This window comes from Acinetobacter amyesii (genome assembly GCF_002018365.1).
Classification (GTDB): domain Bacteria; phylum Pseudomonadota; class Gammaproteobacteria; order Pseudomonadales; family Moraxellaceae; genus Acinetobacter; species Acinetobacter amyesii.
In genome coordinates this window covers 211,571-229,707 of the sequence record NZ_MVKX01000005.1, presented here as the reverse complement: position 1 = coordinate 229,707, position 18,137 = coordinate 211,571, and the positions used below count along the sequence as shown (strand labels likewise).

The 18,137-nt window shown below is 41.7% G+C and carries 17 protein-coding genes; 3 read left to right on the top strand and 14 right to left on the bottom strand.

The annotated features are described in order from the left end of the window. Window positions 1–40 precede the first annotated feature (40 nt). The 5 genes from B1202_RS09610 to B1202_RS09590 all read right to left on the bottom strand — a co-directional run bounded on the left by B1202_RS09610 (window position 41) and on the right by B1202_RS09590 (window position 3,330). Window positions 41–445, bottom strand: coding sequence for a DUF3106 domain-containing protein (locus B1202_RS09610; RefSeq protein ID WP_078190378.1), 405 nt, complete (start codon window positions 443–445; stop codon window positions 41–43). Further along, window positions 435–755, bottom strand: a complete 321-nt coding sequence (locus tag B1202_RS09605; protein ID WP_078190377.1) for a hypothetical protein — start codon at window positions 753–755, stop codon at window positions 435–437. Before B1202_RS09605 ends, B1202_RS09610 begins: the two co-directional genes overlap by 11 nt. Next, complete coding sequence (locus tag B1202_RS09600) at window positions 752–1,366, bottom strand: RNA polymerase sigma factor (RefSeq protein ID WP_078190376.1); 615 nt, start codon at window positions 1,364–1,366, stop codon at window positions 752–754. The genes B1202_RS09605 and B1202_RS09600 overlap by 4 nt, the downstream gene beginning before the upstream one ends. Before the next feature lie 160 nt (window positions 1,367–1,526). Beyond that, window positions 1,527–2,303, bottom strand: a complete 777-nt coding sequence (locus B1202_RS09595) for a TrmH family RNA methyltransferase (RefSeq protein ID WP_078190375.1) — start codon at window positions 2,301–2,303, stop codon at window positions 1,527–1,529. 52 nt (window positions 2,304–2,355) lie between these two features. Next, entirely contained in the window at window positions 2,356–3,330 is a 975-nt protein-coding gene (locus B1202_RS09590) for a class 1 fructose-bisphosphatase (protein WP_078190374.1), read from the bottom strand. 183 nt (window positions 3,331–3,513) lie between these two features. Between B1202_RS09590 and B1202_RS09585 the strand changes: the two genes are divergently transcribed. Continuing rightward, window positions 3,514–3,711 carry an NF038105 family protein gene (locus B1202_RS09585; protein WP_078190373.1) on the top strand — a complete coding sequence of 66 codons (198 nt, stop codon included), beginning with the start codon at window positions 3,514–3,516 and terminating at the stop codon, window positions 3,709–3,711. Between the two features lie 254 nt (window positions 3,712–3,965). Here the strand turns inward: B1202_RS09585 and pal are convergent, their stop codons facing one another. The 6 genes from pal to ybgC form a co-directional block, all read right to left on the bottom strand. Continuing rightward, entirely contained in the window at window positions 3,966–4,535 is a 570-nt protein-coding gene (gene pal, locus B1202_RS09580; protein WP_078190372.1) for a peptidoglycan-associated lipoprotein Pal, read from the bottom strand. Between the two features lie 68 nt (window positions 4,536–4,603). Next, window positions 4,604–5,887, bottom strand: a complete 1,284-nt coding sequence (gene tolB, locus B1202_RS09575; RefSeq protein ID WP_171262634.1) for a Tol-Pal system beta propeller repeat protein TolB — start codon at window positions 5,885–5,887, stop codon at window positions 4,604–4,606. 549 nt (window positions 5,888–6,436) lie between these two features. Beyond that, window positions 6,437–7,780, bottom strand: coding sequence for a cell envelope integrity protein TolA (gene tolA, locus B1202_RS09570; protein ID WP_078190370.1), 1,344 nt, complete (start codon window positions 7,778–7,780; stop codon window positions 6,437–6,439). A gap of 3 nt (window positions 7,781–7,783) precedes the next feature. Next, window positions 7,784–8,233, bottom strand: coding sequence for a protein TolR (gene tolR, locus B1202_RS09565; protein ID WP_078190369.1), 450 nt, complete (start codon window positions 8,231–8,233; stop codon window positions 7,784–7,786). Next, window positions 8,233–8,931, bottom strand: coding sequence for a protein TolQ (gene tolQ / locus B1202_RS09560; RefSeq protein ID WP_078190368.1), 699 nt, complete (start codon window positions 8,929–8,931; stop codon window positions 8,233–8,235). The genes tolR and tolQ overlap by 1 nt, the downstream gene beginning before the upstream one ends. Before the next feature lie 27 nt (window positions 8,932–8,958). Then, on the bottom strand, window positions 8,959–9,366 hold the full coding sequence (gene ybgC, locus B1202_RS09555; protein ID WP_078190367.1) for a tol-pal system-associated acyl-CoA thioesterase: 408 nt from the start codon (window positions 9,364–9,366) through the stop codon (window positions 8,959–8,961). A 295-nt stretch (window positions 9,367–9,661) separates the two neighbouring features. Here ybgC and B1202_RS09550 point away from each other — a divergent pair, with 295 nt between their 5' ends. After that, complete coding sequence (locus B1202_RS09550; protein WP_078190366.1) at window positions 9,662–10,318, top strand: hypothetical protein; 657 nt, start codon at window positions 9,662–9,664, stop codon at window positions 10,316–10,318. 29 nt (window positions 10,319–10,347) lie between these two features. Here the strand turns inward: B1202_RS09550 and ruvB are convergent, their stop codons facing one another. The 3 genes from ruvB to B1202_RS09535 form a co-directional block, all read right to left on the bottom strand. Then, window positions 10,348–11,355, bottom strand: coding sequence for a Holliday junction branch migration DNA helicase RuvB (gene ruvB, locus B1202_RS09545; protein ID WP_078190365.1), 1,008 nt, complete (start codon window positions 11,353–11,355; stop codon window positions 10,348–10,350). A 245-nt stretch (window positions 11,356–11,600) separates the two neighbouring features. After that, entirely contained in the window at window positions 11,601–12,203 is a 603-nt protein-coding gene (gene ruvA / locus B1202_RS09540) for a Holliday junction branch migration protein RuvA (RefSeq protein WP_078190364.1), read from the bottom strand. A 110-nt stretch (window positions 12,204–12,313) separates the two neighbouring features. Beyond that, complete coding sequence (locus tag B1202_RS09535; protein WP_078190363.1) at window positions 12,314–13,654, bottom strand: deoxyguanosinetriphosphate triphosphohydrolase; 1,341 nt, start codon at window positions 13,652–13,654, stop codon at window positions 12,314–12,316. Window positions 13,655–14,109: 455 nt separating this feature from the next. Between B1202_RS09535 and purL the strand changes: the two genes are divergently transcribed. Further along, window positions 14,110–17,946 (top strand): phosphoribosylformylglycinamidine synthase, encoded by a 3,837-nt coding sequence (purL, locus tag B1202_RS09530; protein WP_078190362.1) that lies wholly within the window; start codon window positions 14,110–14,112, stop codon window positions 17,944–17,946. Window positions 17,947–18,137: the final 191 nt, after the last annotated feature.

The following is an 18,137-nucleotide window of genomic DNA, read 5'->3' as shown; positions in this document are numbered from 1 at the left end:
ATGTAATTGATTTGATTTTTCACAACACTGTTGTTTTTGATTAGTGAACGACAGCGATAGGTTGTAAGTATTTATTGATATACTCATCGCGAATAGCAGGTCGTTCATCAGGACTAGCTTTTTGCATACGTGTCGCGAGTTCTTTACGTTCTAAAGTACTCATTTTTTGCCACGTTTCGCGCATACGCTGCTTTTCACTGTCTGGAAGTTGGGTGAACCAATCCATGCGCTGTTGCAAGCTGACACGTTGATCTGCAGGGATCTCTTTGAGTGCCTGATACTTTTTAATTAAAGCCTGTTGTTCTGCTTCAGATAGCGAATCCCAAGTTTCATTGACTTGGGTATCTGCATCTTTTGAAAAAATCCAAAAGCGATCAAAGCCAGCAAAACTGGTTTGCAAAAAACTAAAAGCACAGAATGCAATTGCTAATTTTTTAGCTGCCATGTGGAACTTTGTCCTCACCCAGAACCATCAACATTTCAAGATCTTCCACCATTTGAGGGGAGAGCTTAGGGGTTGAAATCACCTGATTTTGTGGTTTGTCATCCAGTACAGTCGCATTCGGTAAAATGACAAAACCTGCAATTGCTGCTGCAAGTGCAAAGCCAGACATTTTCCAGAAACCATAACGTGAAGTTTCGCGCTGATGAATATCTTCAAGCACGTTATTCATGACAGTTGCTTTGTCTTTATGGTGCTGTGCGAGTCCATCAAGTTTGGAAGTTACTTGCTTTAAGAAATCATCTTGTTTCATTCGGATGATCCTCCCATATGTGGATTCAAATGTGCCAAAGCGGTACGTAAACCTTGAATGGCACGGTGGTAATGTGTTTTCACACTGCCTTCGGAACAATTCATAATTTCTGCAGTTGTATGCGTATCAAAGCCTTCCCAAGCTCGCAACATAAATGCTTGTTGCTGGCGGACTGGAAGTTCTGCGATAGCATCTTGTATTTCCTCTGCAGTGACAGCCTGATCCAGAAAGTCGAAAGGGTTTGGTGTAGATTCATCTACCACATCCTGTATCTCGACATCGTCGTCATCTAGGCTGACTTTTCTAAATAAGGAAAACGGCTGCGAACGACGTGCTTCTTTTCGACGCCAGTCTTGCAGCTTGTTATTTAAAATGGTGTAAAACAGGGGATACCATTCCTCTGTGGACTTTTCAGCATAAGCTTTATGTAAGGAAATAAAGGCTTCTTGCACCAAGTCCATGGCAATGCCATGTTGACTGTGCGTTGCACTTTCCATCATTACTAAAGCACGCCCCGTCACTTCATTCATGAAGTTTTTCAGGCGAGACTCAGCCGTGCTTTTTAAAACACTGCTGTCTTGCGTCTCGGACTTTTTGGGTGCTAAATCCATAGAGATGGAAAATCCTGTCATCGGATACCCACCATTATTTCCATATTCATATACAAATAACGATGGAAATAACGGTTAGGTTGACAAAAAGAATTATTATTTTTTCTAGTGTAGTCTATTTTTTTCGGGCTTAAGCGCTAAATACAATAAAATAACGATTTTACTGACGCTGACGTACCATTTCAAAAAAACAGATCGAGCCAGCAATGGCTACGTTTAACGATTCTTGACCACCCGGTTGAGGAATCGCAACGGCTTCTGCATGCTGTAATGCATACTCAGAAACACCTTGACCTTCATTGCCTAAAATCCACACACATTGTTGGCGCAAATTTTTGCTATACAGGTTTTCAGACTGATGAGAGCTTGTTGCATACACTGGAATTTTGAATTTAGTCAAAATATCTTCGAGGGCAATATTTTCAAAGGTATTTAATGAAAAATGTGCGCCCATACCTGCGCGTAATACACGCGGTGACCAGAGTGATGCAGAGCCTTTGGTACAAACGACTTGCTCAATACCTGCAGCGGCAGCAGAACGGAGTAGGGTACCTACATTTCCTGGGTCTTGAATGTTGTCTAAAATTAAGGTGTCTTCACTGAAGTTAAGCGCTTCACTTGAACTTGGTAAATCCACAATCGCTAAGCAAGCAATAGATGTTCCAAGTGTACTGATATCTTTGTATAAAGATTCACTTAGAATGAACACCGCACCTTGATATTGTTCCGCAATGCGGTCGAAATCAGCATGGTTAATTGCTTGTTCAGTGGTGAAAATCGATTTGATTGGACGTTTTGAGTCTAACCATGACAACACCAAGTGTGTGCCTTCCAAAACAGTTTGACCTTGTTTTTTACGGTAGGCATTTTGTTCGATTAAGCCGCGTAGGTGCTTAATTTTCGGGTTGTCTTTTGATTCGAGATAAATCAGAGCCATGAGGGAGATATCCACGAAAGTCAGCAAAAATACTGACTTTCGTTATAAGAAATTAATTATGGTATGACGTAACTAGGTCAACTTCGTTTTTAGAACCAATAATCACAGGAACACGTTGATGAAGTTCTGTAGGTTGGATGTCTAGAATGCGGACACGGCCTGTTGTAGAAGCACCGCCAGCTTGTTCCATCAACATACTCATTGGGTTTGCTTCATACATTAAACGTAGACGGCCTGCTTTTTTCGGATCTTTGAAGTCGTATGGATACATGAAGATACCGCTACGGCAAAGAATACGATGAATATCACCCACCATACATGCGACCCAACGCATATTGAAGTCTTTTTCACGCGGGCCAGTTTTACCTGCAAGAAGTTCGTCAATATAACGTTTTACAGGTTCTTCCCAGTGACGTTGGTTCGATGCATTAATTGCATATTCTTTAGTGTCTGCTGCAACCGCAATCGCATCTTTAGTTAATAAGAATTCTTTGCTTTCTGGATCAAAAGTAAAGAAGACTACGCCAGCACCGACAGTTAGAGCCATCATTGTTGATGGGCCATACAATACATAACCTGCAGCCGCTTGGTTAACACCCGCTTGTATGAAATCTTCAGCTTGCGTTACCGCATTTTTTGCAGGAAGAATTGAGAAAATTGTGCCAACACACATGTTGATATCGATGTTGCTTGAACCATCTAATGGGTCGAACAAGACAAGATAATCGCCATTTTCTTGAGCTGGTGTGAATTCATCTAATTCTTCAGATGCCAAACCGCCGACATGTGGATGAACTTTTAATGCATCGATGAGGTAATCATTTGAAATGACATCAAGTTTTTTTTGTTCTTCACCTTGAACGTTTTCGTGTTGCGCGCTACCCAATACACCAGCCAAAGCACCTTTTTGTAAAAGAAGGTCGATGTCTTTGCATGTATTACCAATTGTTTCAATAACTTGTGCTAATGCAGGAGTAAGATTACCACTTTGTTGTTGTAGAAATTGGGAAAGGGTGAGATTTGACATAACCGGAAAACTCCAAATATTAATTTATCAAAAATGATAAAATGTGATTGTGCAACATTTTAGATGAGAACGAAGGAAAAGAAAAATTAAACTAGACTATTTGTCGTGATTTTACCCTTGCAAGTCCTGAATAACATGCTATGTTGAATCTAATGTATAAATCGAAAGACAGGGAGCACAACAATGACCACACAAAAATTTGATGCGACTCCGACTGCAACTGAGGGATTGAATTTAGACGATATTTCTGCGGATACCGTAAAAGCTGCATGGAGCAGTTACGAAGCAAAAGCAGAGTATAAAAAGTTCAATAAACATGACCTCATTGAGTCGATGCAAACAGAAAAAGAAAATGCTGAACATCCAGAAGCAGAAGCGTAATGATTTGGATTGTTAAGCTAATTTTCTAGTTGGTAAAGCTAAGGATCTCGTTTTTAAAGTCGTTCACTTGTATTTTTAATTGGATATTTTCTTAAAGTTCTAAAGCCGCTAATCGAATTTATCCTGAGTTAAAGGGCTAAAATGAGTTAAAGCACAGAACGATGCAAATGAAACGATATAAATAAAATGATACCGGTTAAATAAAAAAGCACTCATCAATGAGTGCTTTTTTTTAGCTCAGACTTTTTCAAGTCTTATTTAAGTAGCGGAGGAACAGCTTCGTAGTTTATTTCTACACGGCGGTTTTCTTTCCATGCATTTTCATCATGACCCGCATTGATTGGCATTTCTTTACCATAGCTGACTGCTTCAAGCTGGTTAGGGCTTACACCTGTTGTAATCAGGAAGCTTTCAACAGCTTTGGCACGACGTTCACCAAGTGCCATGTTGTATTCACGAGTACCACGTTCATCGGTGTGACCTGTTAAAGCCACGCGTGAGTTAGCATTAGCAACTAGGAACTGAGCGTGAGCTTGAAGGGTTTGTAAGTCTTCATTGCTAAGCTCTGTACTGTCGTAGTCAAAGTGTACTACGCGCTTCGCTAAAAATGCTTTATTCGCTTCAGTTACACCTTTAGATGATGCACCTGCAAGGTTTTGTGCATTGAGTGCGGCATCTTCACTTAAACCTGAAGTGTTTACAGTGGTTGAGCCATTTGGGTTTTGTCCTGCTTGTACGTCTGCTGCAGGTTTACGGCTGGCACAACCAGTCATTACTAATGCTGTAGCTAAAACAGGTAGTGCAATCAGTTTCATCGCGTTCATATTGATCTCCATGACGGTTATTTATGATGTTTCATTAAAAAGTTATTGTTGAATAAATCATGCAGTGTTTATTTCGGTGCCCAAGCTGGTTCACGAACTTCACCTTGTTCACTTGGTAAATTCATGCGGAAACGACCATCTAAAGACATGATCGAAAGCAAACCACGGTTTGCTTCACGTGTTGCATACACCACCATTTGACCATTTGGTGAGAAGCTTGGGGATTCATCTAAACTTGTTGGCGTTAAAATATTGGTTACACCAGAACCAATGTCTTGAACCGCAACTTTATAGTTACTACCGCTAGGACGATGTACCAAAGCTAATTTTTTACCGTCCGCACTTAACGTACCACGTGCATTGAAAGCGCCACGGAAAGTCAAACGTTTGACACTTTCAGCACTTAAGTTGTAGGTATAAATTTGTGGAGAGCCACCACGGTCAGAGGTAAAAATAAAGGATTTACCGTCAGGGGCATAACGTGCTTCTGTATCAATCGCTGTGTCATTGGTCATGCGTTTTAATTGGCGAGTCTGTAAATCCATTTGATAGATTTCAGGATTGCCATGCATAGATGCGGTAAACAACATCGATTTACCATCAGGTGAGAAGCTTGGTGCACCATTCAGACCACGGAAACTTGCTACTTTTTCACGGTTACCACTTGCTAAGTCTTGGATGTAAATTGCAGGGCGCTTGGTTTCAAAAGAAACATAGGCTAGCTTTTTCGCATCAGGCGTCCACGCAGGGGACAGGATTGGATCTCGTGAAGTCAAAATGGTACGGGGTTGTTCACCATCCGTATCTGCAATTTGTAGGGTATAGCGCTGATCTGGTGTTGCTGCATTACGCAATACATAGGCAATACGGCCGCTGAAGTCACCTGGAATGCCAGTTAAAGCTTGATATATTGCATCACTGATCATATGCGCTGCTTGACGGTAACGTGAAGCAGGTACAGTGAGTAGTTCATTTAACAGGTATTGTTTTTTTTCAACATCATACAGTTGGTAGTGAATTTCATAAGAGCCATCTGCCGTTGTTTTTGATGTACCTGTCACGACATAGGGTACGCCCGCAGCTTTCCATGCATCTGCATTAGGCGAATTTATTGTTGCAGTTGCAGGTAAGTTTTTAGAGGCGCTGGTAAATTTACCTGAGCGGTTCAAGTCATTTTCAACCACTGGATAAATATTTGAGTCATTACTAAAAGGCACGATCGCAATTTTAGGTGCTTCTTCAGGAGCTTTAGTGATTTCGAGGTGAAGCTGCGCATGCGTTTGAGTCACTAAAACTGGGCTCAAAGCAGTGAATACGGCTAAGCAAAGAAGATGTTTACGCGTCATTTCCATCATTCGCTAATTACTCTAAAAATGTGAGTTATTGTCTGTATTTGGTTGTGTCACATAATGGCATGATTTTGAGATATTAAAAGCATGAAAATATGACTGAACTGTTATAACACTGTGAAAAATGCAGAGATTTTATCCGAGTTTCGTCAAGTCTAGCTTAAAAATGATGAACACAACATCACATTTTGGAATGAAAATGATAATTCTTTAGTTCTAGGATTCTATTTTTGAATCAAGTGTTTAGAAAATTTTAGTAATACTTGATGTTGCTGAGTCCCACATACACGGAGTTATATAGAACGAAGACAAAAAGGGATCAATTTGTCGGGGCTAGAGCTTCATAAAAGCTCAAGTATTGAAACATGCACGTGCAATCGATTGAGTATTCATTTTAGGAAAGGGTGTAACTGGGGGATGGATGTAGAAGATTAAAAATAAACATCATACCAGCGATGAAACTTGATCTTTTGAAGATAAGAAAAATTGGTATGGGGTGATTCATTGCTTAAGCACAAAAAAATCCCCACAAGGTTTGCAGGGATTTAAAAATTAACGTGATGACTTGAAGGTGGACGTAAAACTTTGAGCTTCACGTTTTGCATCTGGGTCACTCGGCATTGGGTATGGTGCAGCAGCTCGAATAGCAGCCTCAATACTGGCTTTCATATCAGGATCACTAGAGTTCACAATCACTGACCGAACTGAACCACTTTCAGTAAGGGTAACGCGAGCAGTCGCCGTTTTACCTGCAGAGTCAGAAGGCGTATCCCACGCACGCTTAATCCTATTTTCAAAATCACGTTTTGCTGTTGACGCAATTTTCTTCGCTTCAGCTTTTTTCTGTGCTGCCTCTTCAGCTGCTTTTTTTGCAGATGAAGCTTTGGCTTCTTCGGCTGCACGTTCGCGTGCTTCGGCATCGGCTTTAGCCTTTGCATCTGCCTTGGCTTTTGCATCAGCATCAGCTTTAAGTTTTGCAGCTTCCGCATTGGCCTTAGCTTTTGCATCAGCATCAGCTTTACGTTTTGCAGCTTCCGCATTGGCCTTAGCTTTTGCATCAGCATCAGCTTTACGTTTTGCAGCTTCTGCATTGGCTTTAGCTTTCGCATCAGCGTCTGCTTTACGTTTTGCCGCATCTGCATTGGCCTTAGCTTTTGCATCGGCATCAGCTTTACGTTTCGCCGCATCTGCATTGGCCTTAGCTTTCGCGTCTGCATCTGCTTTACGTTTTGCAGCTTCCGCATTGGCCTTGGCTTTTGCATCAGCATTGGCTTTAGCCGTTGCTGTAGCTTTGGCTTTGTCAGCTTCTGCTTTTCTTAATGCATCGGCACGGATTTTTTCAGCCTTGGCTTTGGCATCAGCATCTGCTTTTCGTTTGGCTGCGTCAGCATTGGCTTTCGCCGTGGCATCTGCTTTTGCTTTAGCCGCATCTGCTTTGGCTTCTTGTTGCGCTTTTAGTTTGGCAGCTTCAGCCGCTTTAGCTTGTTCTTGAGCACGCTTTGCATTGTCCGCAGCTTTTTGTTCAGCAAGCTGTTGTGCTTTTGCCGCAGCGAGTGCCTGTTGAGCAGCAATCTGTGGATCTGCCTTAGGTGGTTCTGCTGGCTTAGGCGGTGCAGCCGTTGGAATCTCGGGTGCTGGTTCAACGCTAGGTTCTGCAGTTTGTGTGATATGTTCAGCTACATTTTCATGCGCGGTTTCATCAAACTCTGTGACTTCACGTGTTACAGGTTTTAAATCTTCCGGTTTTACCAAAACAGTGGTTATTTTTTTAGGGGGCTCAGGTGGTTTACTCATGCCAAGATAAAGTAAGCCAACCACAGCGACGATATGCACACCTAGTGTGAAACCAATCGCAACGGCTTTTTGTTTAAAAGGCGGCTTGTTGAAATCTTTCATAAATTATTTTAATGGCTCAGTCAGTAAACCTACTTGTGTTAAACCTGCATCTTGAAGGGCAGACATGAGTTTCATGACTTCACCATAAGGACGAGATTCACTGCCGTTAATCAGGACACTCATTTGCTTTTTCTGTTCGTTGGCTTCATTTTGCGAAGCAGTTAAAACAGATTTTAGTTCATCGAGTGTGAGTACATCATTCTGATGATTTTTATCTTCGAGTTTGATCGTACCATCCGCCTCAAGTGTAACAATCGCAGGGCGATCTTCCGCTTGCATAGGCGTGCCATTCGCCTGTGGTAAGTCAACTTTGACACCTGTGGTGATCATAGGTGCAGTGACCATGAAAATCACCAAAAGAACTAACATGACATCAATATAAGGTACGACGTTCATGTCACTTTTTAATGGTTTTTTGATGCGCTCAAAGCGTCCAGAACGTTGAATAGCCATTAGTCATTGTCCTGAGTTGAACCTACAGACTGACGTTGTAATAACGCAACCATTTCTTCGGCAAAAAGAGCACGATCGTTATAAACGGCTTCACCTTTGGCTGTGAAATGGTTAAATGCAAGTACAGCAGGAATTGCCGCAAAAAGACCAATGGCAGTTGCAATCAATGCCTCTGCAATACCAGGAGCAACCGTAGCAAGGGTGACTTGGTCAACATCTGCTAAACCAATAAAGGCGTTCATAATGCCCCAAACAGTACCGAATAAACCGACATAGGGTGCAACCGAGCCAATACTCGCAAGCGCGCCTAAACCATTTTCTAAATGTCCTTGGTCACGGCTTAAACCCACGCGAAGAATACGTTCTGTACCTTCAATTGATTGTTCTGCGCTGGCATGACGTTTTTTAAGTTTGAAAAACTCGCCTAAACCTTGATAGAAAACATCTTCAAGGCCAACACGTTTCGAGTTGAGCTGAGCATTGTTGTATAAAGTGTTGAGTTCGGCGCCAGACCAAAAGATTTTTTGGAAATGTTCATCGTCAGCCTGCGCTTTTTTATAACTCATGTGTAACTTGGCAATCAGATACCAACTGAATAACGAAGCTAAGAGCAGCAGGAGCATTACCAGTTGTACGACAGGACTTGCTTGTAAGATGAGGTCTGAAACTTTGAGTGTTGATTCTAGTTGAGTTGCCATAGTTACTACATGTGCCAAATAATTTTTTTAATCTTGTTCCAATTCTTTCAGAATCAGTTCACGTATTTCATCAGGAAGGCGACGGGGTTTCATCTCTGCACTGATACATGCCAATTCTACCTCACCTGATGCCAGCATAATATCACCACGATAAATATTTTGTTGCAACACAAATGACGTAGCCTTACACGAAACTACACTTGCTGTAACAGTAATCAGGTCATCCATTAATATAGGACGTGAATATTTCACATTAATTTTATGAACGACAAAGTTGTAATCTTTTTGATGCCAATAATGGTCTACACCTGAAGCGCGTAGCCATTCTGTGCGGGTACGTTCCATAAAGCGAATATGATTTGCGTGGTAAACAATGCCACCTGCATCTGTATCTTCAATATATACACGAATGTTGAATTCGAATTTATTCGCCATGAGAGTGTTCCGTCTTTATAAAATCTGAAAAATATTGGTCTGCACTTCAGCAAAGAATTAGTGCATTTAAAAATGGCGATAATTCAATGATTCGTCAAGTGCTTCAATGACGGGCAGTTTAGCACCGTGAGTCATCAGTCCAATGGCACAAGACACCAAAGAAGAATGTTTTAGGCTGAATTTAATTTAGTACAATAATTTGTTAAAAATTCTTGTAGATAGTTTTTAAATGTATTTTTTTTCATAAAATCAGTATGATATTAATTGTTAATTATTATAGAAACATATAGGAAAGATGTCAGAACAACAATATTTGCAATCACATATTTTACAAGAGACTAAAAGTGACTTAATAAAAGTAGAGTTGTATCACTCAACTGATTGGGTTGTAGCTGCTTCAATATTAGTTTCGGCATTAATAAGTGTTTTTGCGTTTTTCGTCACAATTTGTATAGTGAAGCGATCTACACAGAGTCAAATAGAATCTAATGTAAATTTAATAAATGCACAGAGTGAATTAAAAGTAAAAGAATTAAGAGCTATTCAAAAATTAGAAGAGTTAAAGGAGTTTAGAGCTCACATTGTTCAATATATTGCAGAAGCAGATCGATTTAGATTTTTATACACTCAGAACTTTTATTACGCTAAACCTTATTTTTTATTACCAAAAAGTAAAAATTATCAAATTGAGTTTTTAAGTTGTAAAGAAGAATTTCGAAGATTGACTTATTCAGTAATCATGTATTTAAAGGCTTTAGATCAAACTCAACATGAGCTGTCTTTAAAATTATTAGAGCTTCAACTTTTAGGATGTAAAATGACTGAAACTGAGACTGATGAAAAAATACATAATAAACTTACTGAAGAGTTTATAAAGTTACATCAACAGATCACTTTTATTTTGAGAGTTTTTTTAGAAGAAAATTATGGACAAACTTCAGGGAGCATTTAACTCCCTGAAGTCGTTCAGTGAGTTATTGTTTACTTATCTTTTGGCTCTGGTGGCGTCATCCCAAACTGTAAATAAGCCACATTGGTGGCAATACGTCCACGTGCAGTACGCATGATATACCCTTGCTGAATGAGGTAGGGTTCGATCACATCTTCTAGGGTCCCTGAGTCTTCTGCCATAGCAGCAGCTAGAGCTTCTACACCTGCAGGGCCACCATCAAAACGCTCAAGCAGCATCGATAAATAACGGCGGTCTAGCGTATCTAAACCATCTTTATCGACATTCAGCATGTCCAAAGCACGTTGAGCCATCTCTTGGGTTACTTCACCCGTGCCTTTGACTTGCGCATAATCACGGACCCGGCGTAATAAACGGTTTGCAATACGAGGTGTCCCACGAGCACGGCGTGCAACTTCTTGTGCACCTTCGGCAGTCATGGGTACATCCATCAAGTTTGCAGATCGAGTCACAATATGCGTTAAGTCTTTGACAGAATAAAACTCTAAGCGTTGTACGATACCAAAACGGTCACGTAAAGGAGAGGTCAGTAGGCCTGCACGAGTCGTCGCAGCCACAAGGGTAAAGGGTGGTAAATCCAGTTTGATCGAACGAGCAGCAGGGCCTTCACCAATCATGATGTCGAGTTGGTAATCCTCCATCGCTGGATAGAGAATTTCCTCGATGACCGGTGAAAGACGATGAATCTCATCAATAAATAAAACATCACCTTCTTCGAGGTTGGTTAGCATCGCAGCCAAATCGCCTGCACGCTCAAGGACTGGGCCTGATGTCGATTTTAAGTTGCCACCCATTTCACGCGCAATAATATTGGCTAGTGTGGTTTTTCCTAAACCCGGTGGGCCAAAAATTAAGGTGTGATCGAGTGCTTCTTCACGGCCACGCGCAGCACCGATAAAGATTTCCATTTGTTCACGGACGACAGGCTGCCCGATGTAGTCATCGAGGGAAGTTGGGCGAATGGCGCGGTCGAAGTGGTCTTCGGGTTTTTCTGAACCACTGATAAGACGGTCTTGCATAATTATTTAACTAATCTCTATATCGTTGTGGAAGAATCACGGCCTCAAAAAGCGATTGAACTTTAAATGCCATTGTATAGGCGATTCTCACTTTTGACTGGGCAAAAGTGACAAAACCCATTTGTTAAACTGATGCTACGTCCTTGTAGCACAGTTTAACGGCGACATCCTTGTCGCCTGCGTGATTCACATACTGTCTGTAGCTCTAAAAGGCAAAGTATGCAGTGCTCATTAGAAACTACAAATTATTTATTCATCGACTTTAATGCAGCACGGATAATGTCGCTGGCTTCAGTAAAGTCACCTTTGGCAGCATTCACTAATTTTTGTGCTTCAGCAGGTTTATAGCCTAAAGACTGCAAAGCAGCCTCAGCTTCAGCAACGGCAGAGTTGCCTGTAAATTGAATTTGTTCAACGGTTGAATTGGTTGGTGCAGTGCCTGAAGCCATGGCTTTAAAGCGATCACGTAACTCAATCATGAGGCGTTCAGCGGTCTTTTTGCCTACACCCGGAACTTTTACTAAGGTGTTTACATCTTCGTGTTCAACCGTATGAATTAGCATTTCAACACTTAAGGTCGACAAAATGCCCAGTGCCATTTTAGGGCCTACGCCGTTAACTTTTAACAGTGTGCGGAAGATCAGTTTTTCTTGAGCATTGCTAAATCCATACAGCAGTTGTGCATCTTCACGAACAGCCAGATGTGTCCACAGTGTAATTTTTTGACCTTTTTGTAGTTGGCAAAATGTAGAAAGTGGGGTGTCAATTTCATAGCCCACACCATTTACATTGAGTAATACTGTTGGTGCTTCCAATGCCAGCACTTCGCCAATTAAACATCCGATCATGTCATTTATTCACTTTATTTCAGTTTAGTCTGAGCTATTTGCTCAATTTCAATTTGTTGTGAGATTAGCGTGAAGGTCAGCGAATTACTAGCCTTCACATTTTTTCAGGTTTAAAAGAAACCAACTTTATTACCTTGAAGTTCTTGCGCTAAGTTATACGCCTGATGGTCTGAAAATTTAGAGATAATATCCAATACTTGCATGATGTTTTCATAATGAAACGGCCCAAAATGTGCCCCCGAACGGTGAAGAATGGACATCAGTCGTTGTTCTTTAAAACTCAAGGTTTTATTTGGTGTAGTTAAAGGAATAAAGGCATCTAAAATATTTTGTAGACTTTGATGCGCAATAATCTCTAAGCCGGCTTTTTGTGGATGTTCAAAAATTTTATCGCGAGCTAATTCTTTTGCTCGGTTAATTCCGCGCTCAATATCTTCACTGCAATATTGCAATAAACTGCCTTTGAGTTGACCTGACAAAATTTCATGATGATGACGGGCAAAGGCAGTCGTGACTTCTTCGACTAGACGTTTCATCACACGACCACGTAATGCAGCTATTTTTTGTTGCCAAGTGGTATCGGTCATCACCAATTCGGCAGGTATGCCATAGTCACCGACCAAATCAAGGAAAATTGGCTCAACTTCGTTATAGTTCAACATGTTGAGGATAATGCCATCTTCAAGGTCAATTAAGGCATAACAAATGTCATCTGCGGCTTCAAGCAAATAGGTCAACGGATGACGACAGTAGTGATATTCACCCAGTTGAATTAAACCGAGTTGCTCTGCAATTTGCTGCAAGATTTCTTTTTCTGCCTGATAGCAGCCAAATTTAGCCCGTTGGCTCGCAGGTTTATTGCCTTGCGATGCAATGGTTTTTGAAAGCCACGGGTATTTTAAATATGCACCTAAAGTTGCATAGGTTAAACGCATACCACCATCATTCGGATGATAATCAATTTTAGTTAGTAGGCGTAAACCTTGGGCATTGCCTTCGAACTGACGCACATCGGCTTCTTCTTCAGGGCTTAAGTCCTGTAAAAAGTTGGTATGCGATGCGTCATCAAACCATTCTCGAATGGCATATTCACCTGCATGGCCAAAAGGTGGATTGCCAATATCGTGTGCCAAGCACGCAGCTTGAATAATTGCACCAACATCGGCAGGTGAAATCCACATCGGGAGTTCATCTTTAATTTTTTCAGCCGCGAGCATCCCTAATGAACGTCCAATACAAGACACTTCTAAAGAGTGAGTCAGGCGAGTATGAATGCCATCATGTTGGGTTAGGGGATGGACTTGGGTCTTGCGGTTTAATTGTCGAAAGCTTTGCGAAAAAATAATGCGGTCGTAGTCTTTGTGGAAGGGGCTACGAGCCTGTTCAGAGCTATGTTTATTACTACCAATACGAACTGTAGAAAGCAGTTCAAGCCAACGCATTTGAGTCATTTATCATTATTCAGTTATTTACTAAAAACTATGATGCCAAACTTGTGACTAAAGTAATAGTGGGTCGCGTCATAGCTTGACACTTTATTTAAGGGTATCGATGTAGGTATAGAAATATTCGTATTAAGGTAGGGGGTAGATAAATTCTATTCATTGGCTAGACTATTCGCTGATTCAAACCCCTTGGTAAAGCAGACTTGAAAGCTTCAAAATTCTAAATTTGATATTAATTTTCGATTAATGTTTTTTACAATTTATTTTGTGCTAAGCTGCACTGCTGTATTCAATCTTTTTGACTGAAAATAAAAACAAAATTTAAAAAATCTTGTGTCATTCACGGATAGAAAATGCTTTTCCCATCTAGCTGATTTCAGCAATACACAGTAGAATATGCGCTCTCTTCAAGTCACATTGCGGCTTGGTTCAAAAGACCAGCCCGTGGAGCCAAAATCAGCATGTTTATCGTGGCCGGTGCACCAGCACACTCTTCTTTTAAGAAAACGCAACTATTAACACGTCTATCTTCGATTAGTTCTGTTCAAGAAATTGAAAGCCAATTGGTCTATTTATTTGACCAAGCGCTCAGCGAACAGCAACAGCAATCTGCTTTACAGCTGCTTAATGATGGTCAATCTTTTGAATTGCGCCAGCCAGCAAGTGATGAAGTCCAAATATTAGTGACGCCGCGCGTTGGGACAATCTCTCCGTGGTCGTCGAAGGCAACAGACATTTTCGCCAACTGTAATACACCGGTTCATCGCCTTGAACGCGGTGTTTTATTTACTTTGAAGGGCGTAAATGCTGTTTCTGATGAAGTAAAACTGGCATTGCATGACCGCATGACAGAAAGCGTGTTCAATCAAATTGAAGAAGCGACTGCATTATTCTCTGAAACTGAGCCAAAGCCGTTAAATGCAATTGATATTTTAGGTCAAGGCAAAGACGCTTTAGTGAAAGCAAACTCTGAGTTTGGTTTTGCACTATCTGACGAAGAAATTGATTATTTAGTTGCAGCGTTTAACAAGCTTGGCCGTAACCCGCATGACATCGAGTTGATGATGTTTGCTCAAGCAAACTCTGAACACTGCCGTCATAAAATCTTTGGTTCAGAATGGACAATTGATGGCGAAGTTCAGCCATTGTCATTGTTCCAAATGATTAAAAATACTTATAAAGAATCTCCAGATGACGTTTTGTCAGCATATAAAGACAACGCATCAGTCATCGTGGGCTTTGACACGCAACGTTTCTATCCGAAAAAAGACGAAGAAACAGGTCAGCACGTTTACAAATATAAGAGCCAAGCTGCTCACATCTTAATGAAGGTGGAAACGCATAACCATCCGACAGCAATTGCGCCATTTGCGGGTGCTGCGACAGGTTCAGGCGGTGAAATCCGTGATGAAGGCGCAACAGGCCGTGGCGGTAAGCCAAAAGCAGGTTTAACAGGTTTCACTGTTTCTAACTTGAACATTCCGGGCTTTGAACAGCCTTGGGAAGAAAACTATGGCAAGCCGTCTCGTATGGCATCTCCGCTTCAAATTATGATTGAAGGCCCATTGGGCGGTGCAGCGTTTAACAACGAATTCGGTCGTCCTGCTTTAAATGGTTACTTCCGTACATTTGAACAAAATGTAAATGGCGACGTAAAAGGCTTCCATAAGCCAATTATGATTGCTGGCGGTTACGGTAACATTCGTCCTGACCATGTTGAAAAAGATGCAATCCAACCGGGCGATCTTTTAATCGTACTTGGCGGTCCTGCAATGCTGATCGGTCTAGGCGGCGGTGCTGCGTCTTCTGTAGACAGCGGTAAGTTGGGTGAAAACTTAGACTTCGCATCTGTACAGCGTGAAAACCCAGAAATGGAACGCCGTTGCCAAGAAGTGATTGATGCCTGCTGGCGTATGGAAGACCATAACCCAATCGTATCTGTACATGACGTGGGTGCGGGCGGTATCTCAAATGCAATGCCTGAACTTGTGAATGATCATGAGTTAGGTGCAATTCTTGATCTTCGTAAAATTCCATCATTGGAAAAAGGCATGTCTCCAATGGAGATCTGGTCGAACGAAGCGCAAGAGCGTTATGTATTGGCGATTCGTCCAAGTTCATTAGAATTATTTGAATCTTTATGTGCACGTGAACGTTGCCCATTCGCCGTATTAGGTGAAGCAACTGAAGCGCGTCAATTGACAGTAAATGATCCACTGTTTGAAAACAAAGCTGTGGATATGCCAATGCAGGTAATGCTTGGCGGTACACCGCGTATGAGCCGTTCATATGAAACGATTGAACGTAAAGGCGATGACTTCACTGCTGAAACAGTAACAGATTTGAAAGATGCGATTTACCGCGTGCTTAAGAACCCAACTGTTGCATCTAAATCGTTCTTAATCACCATTGGTGACCGTTCGATTACAGGTATGGTTGCACGTGATCAGTTCGTCGGTAAGTGGCAAGTGCCTGTAGCGGATGCTGCGGTAACAACGACTAGCCTTGTCGGTTATACAGGTGAAGCAATGGCAATGGGTGAACGTCCACCAGTTGCGTTGTTAAATCCTGCTGCTTCTGCACGTTTATCTGTAGCAGAATCAATTTCAAACATCATGTCTGCAAAAATCGACCAGATCAGCGACATTAAATTGTCTGCAAACTGGATGGCTGCTGCAGGTCAACAAGGTGAAGACCAAGCGCTATTCGAAGGTGTTAAAGCCATCGGTATGGAAATGTGTCCTGCATTAGGTATCGCAATTCCAGTAGGTAAAGACTCATTGTCTATGCGTACAACGTGGAATGACGAAGGCGAAGACAAATCTGTAACTTCTCCAATGTCAGGTGTGATCACTGCATTTGCACCTGTGACGGATGTTCGCAAAACACTGACACCTGAACTCAAAAACATCGAGTCTGTACTTGTACGTATCGATCTTTCTAAAGGTCAATTCCGTCTAGGCGGTTCGATCCTTGCTCAGGTTTATAAAGCCATTGGTTCTGTAACACCTGACGTAGACAGCTTCGATGACTTCAAAGCATTCTTTGCATTGGTTCAAGATTGGAACAACCGTGGTCTAATCAAGGCTTACCATGACATCGGTGATGGCGGTCTCTTGGCAACTGTTGCAGAAATGATGTTCGCTTCACGCCTAGGTGCAGCACTTGAAGATCAATCGACTGCAAGCTTGTTTGCAGAAGAAATTGGTGCAGTGCTACAAATCAGCAAAGCGGATTGGGCTGTATTAGAAGCTGAAGTTGCAGCGTCTAGCCTTAAAGATGCAATTGCAGTTGTAGGTACTGTAAACGATACAGATACTTTAACTGTAAATGGTTTGAGCTTAGACCGTGCTGAATTACAGCAAGCATGGACTGAAGTGTCACATCAAATCCAACGTCTGCGTGACAACGTAGAAACTGCGGATCAAGAATATGCGTTGATCGCTGACAAATCACATGCAGGTTTAATTGCAAAACCAACATTTGATTTGAACGAGCCAATCGAAGCGCCATACATCAATGAACGCCGTCCAAACATGGTGATTCTGCGTGAACAAGGTGTAAACGGTCATGTAGAAATGGCAGCTGCATTCGATAAAGTTGGCTTCAACACTGTAGACGTACACATGAGCGACTTGCTTGCTGGCCGTATCAGTCTTGATGACTTTGAAGGTCTAGTAGCGTGTGGCGGTTTCTCTTACGGTGACGTATTGGGCGCAGGCGGTGGTTGGGCTAAATCTGTATTGTTCAATCCAAAACTTCGTGACCAATTTGAGAAATTCTTCAACCGTGACGAAACATTCTCTCTAGGTATTTGTAACGGCTGTCAAATGCTGTCTCAGCTTGCACCATTAATTCCGGGTGCAGAAGCTTGGCCTCGTTTCCACCGCAATACTTCAGAGATGTTTGAAGCACGTGCTGTCAACGTACGCGTTGAAAAATCTAACTCTGTATTGTTAGAAAATATGGAAGGTTCGATTCTTCCTATCGCAGTGGCTCATGGTGAAGGCCGTGTAGTTGCTAGCGCGGAAAACATTGCAGCATTGAATGCTGGCGATCAAGTGATCTTGCGTTATGTAGATAGCCAAGGCAACCCAACGCAGCATTACCCAATGAACCCGAATGGTTCGCCAGAAGCGATTTCAGGTGTAACATCTAAAGACGGCCGTGCAACGATTATGATGCCGCACCCTGAACGTAACTTCCGTGCGATTCAGCATTCTTGGAAACCAGAAGATTGGGATCAAGACGGTGCTTGGTTACGTATGTTCCGTAATGCACGTAAATTTATTGGTTAATCTTACACAGATGAATCATAGAAAAGAGCCGCCTTCGGGTGGCTTTTTTTATGGTTAAAATTTACCAAAAGATATATTAATTATTGTGAATGCTTGTTTTTACACATATAATCGCTTTCGTTTTTTAAACCACCTGCGGGTGGTTTTTTGTTGGATTAAATTTTTATTTCTCCCACTGAACTTGGTTTAGA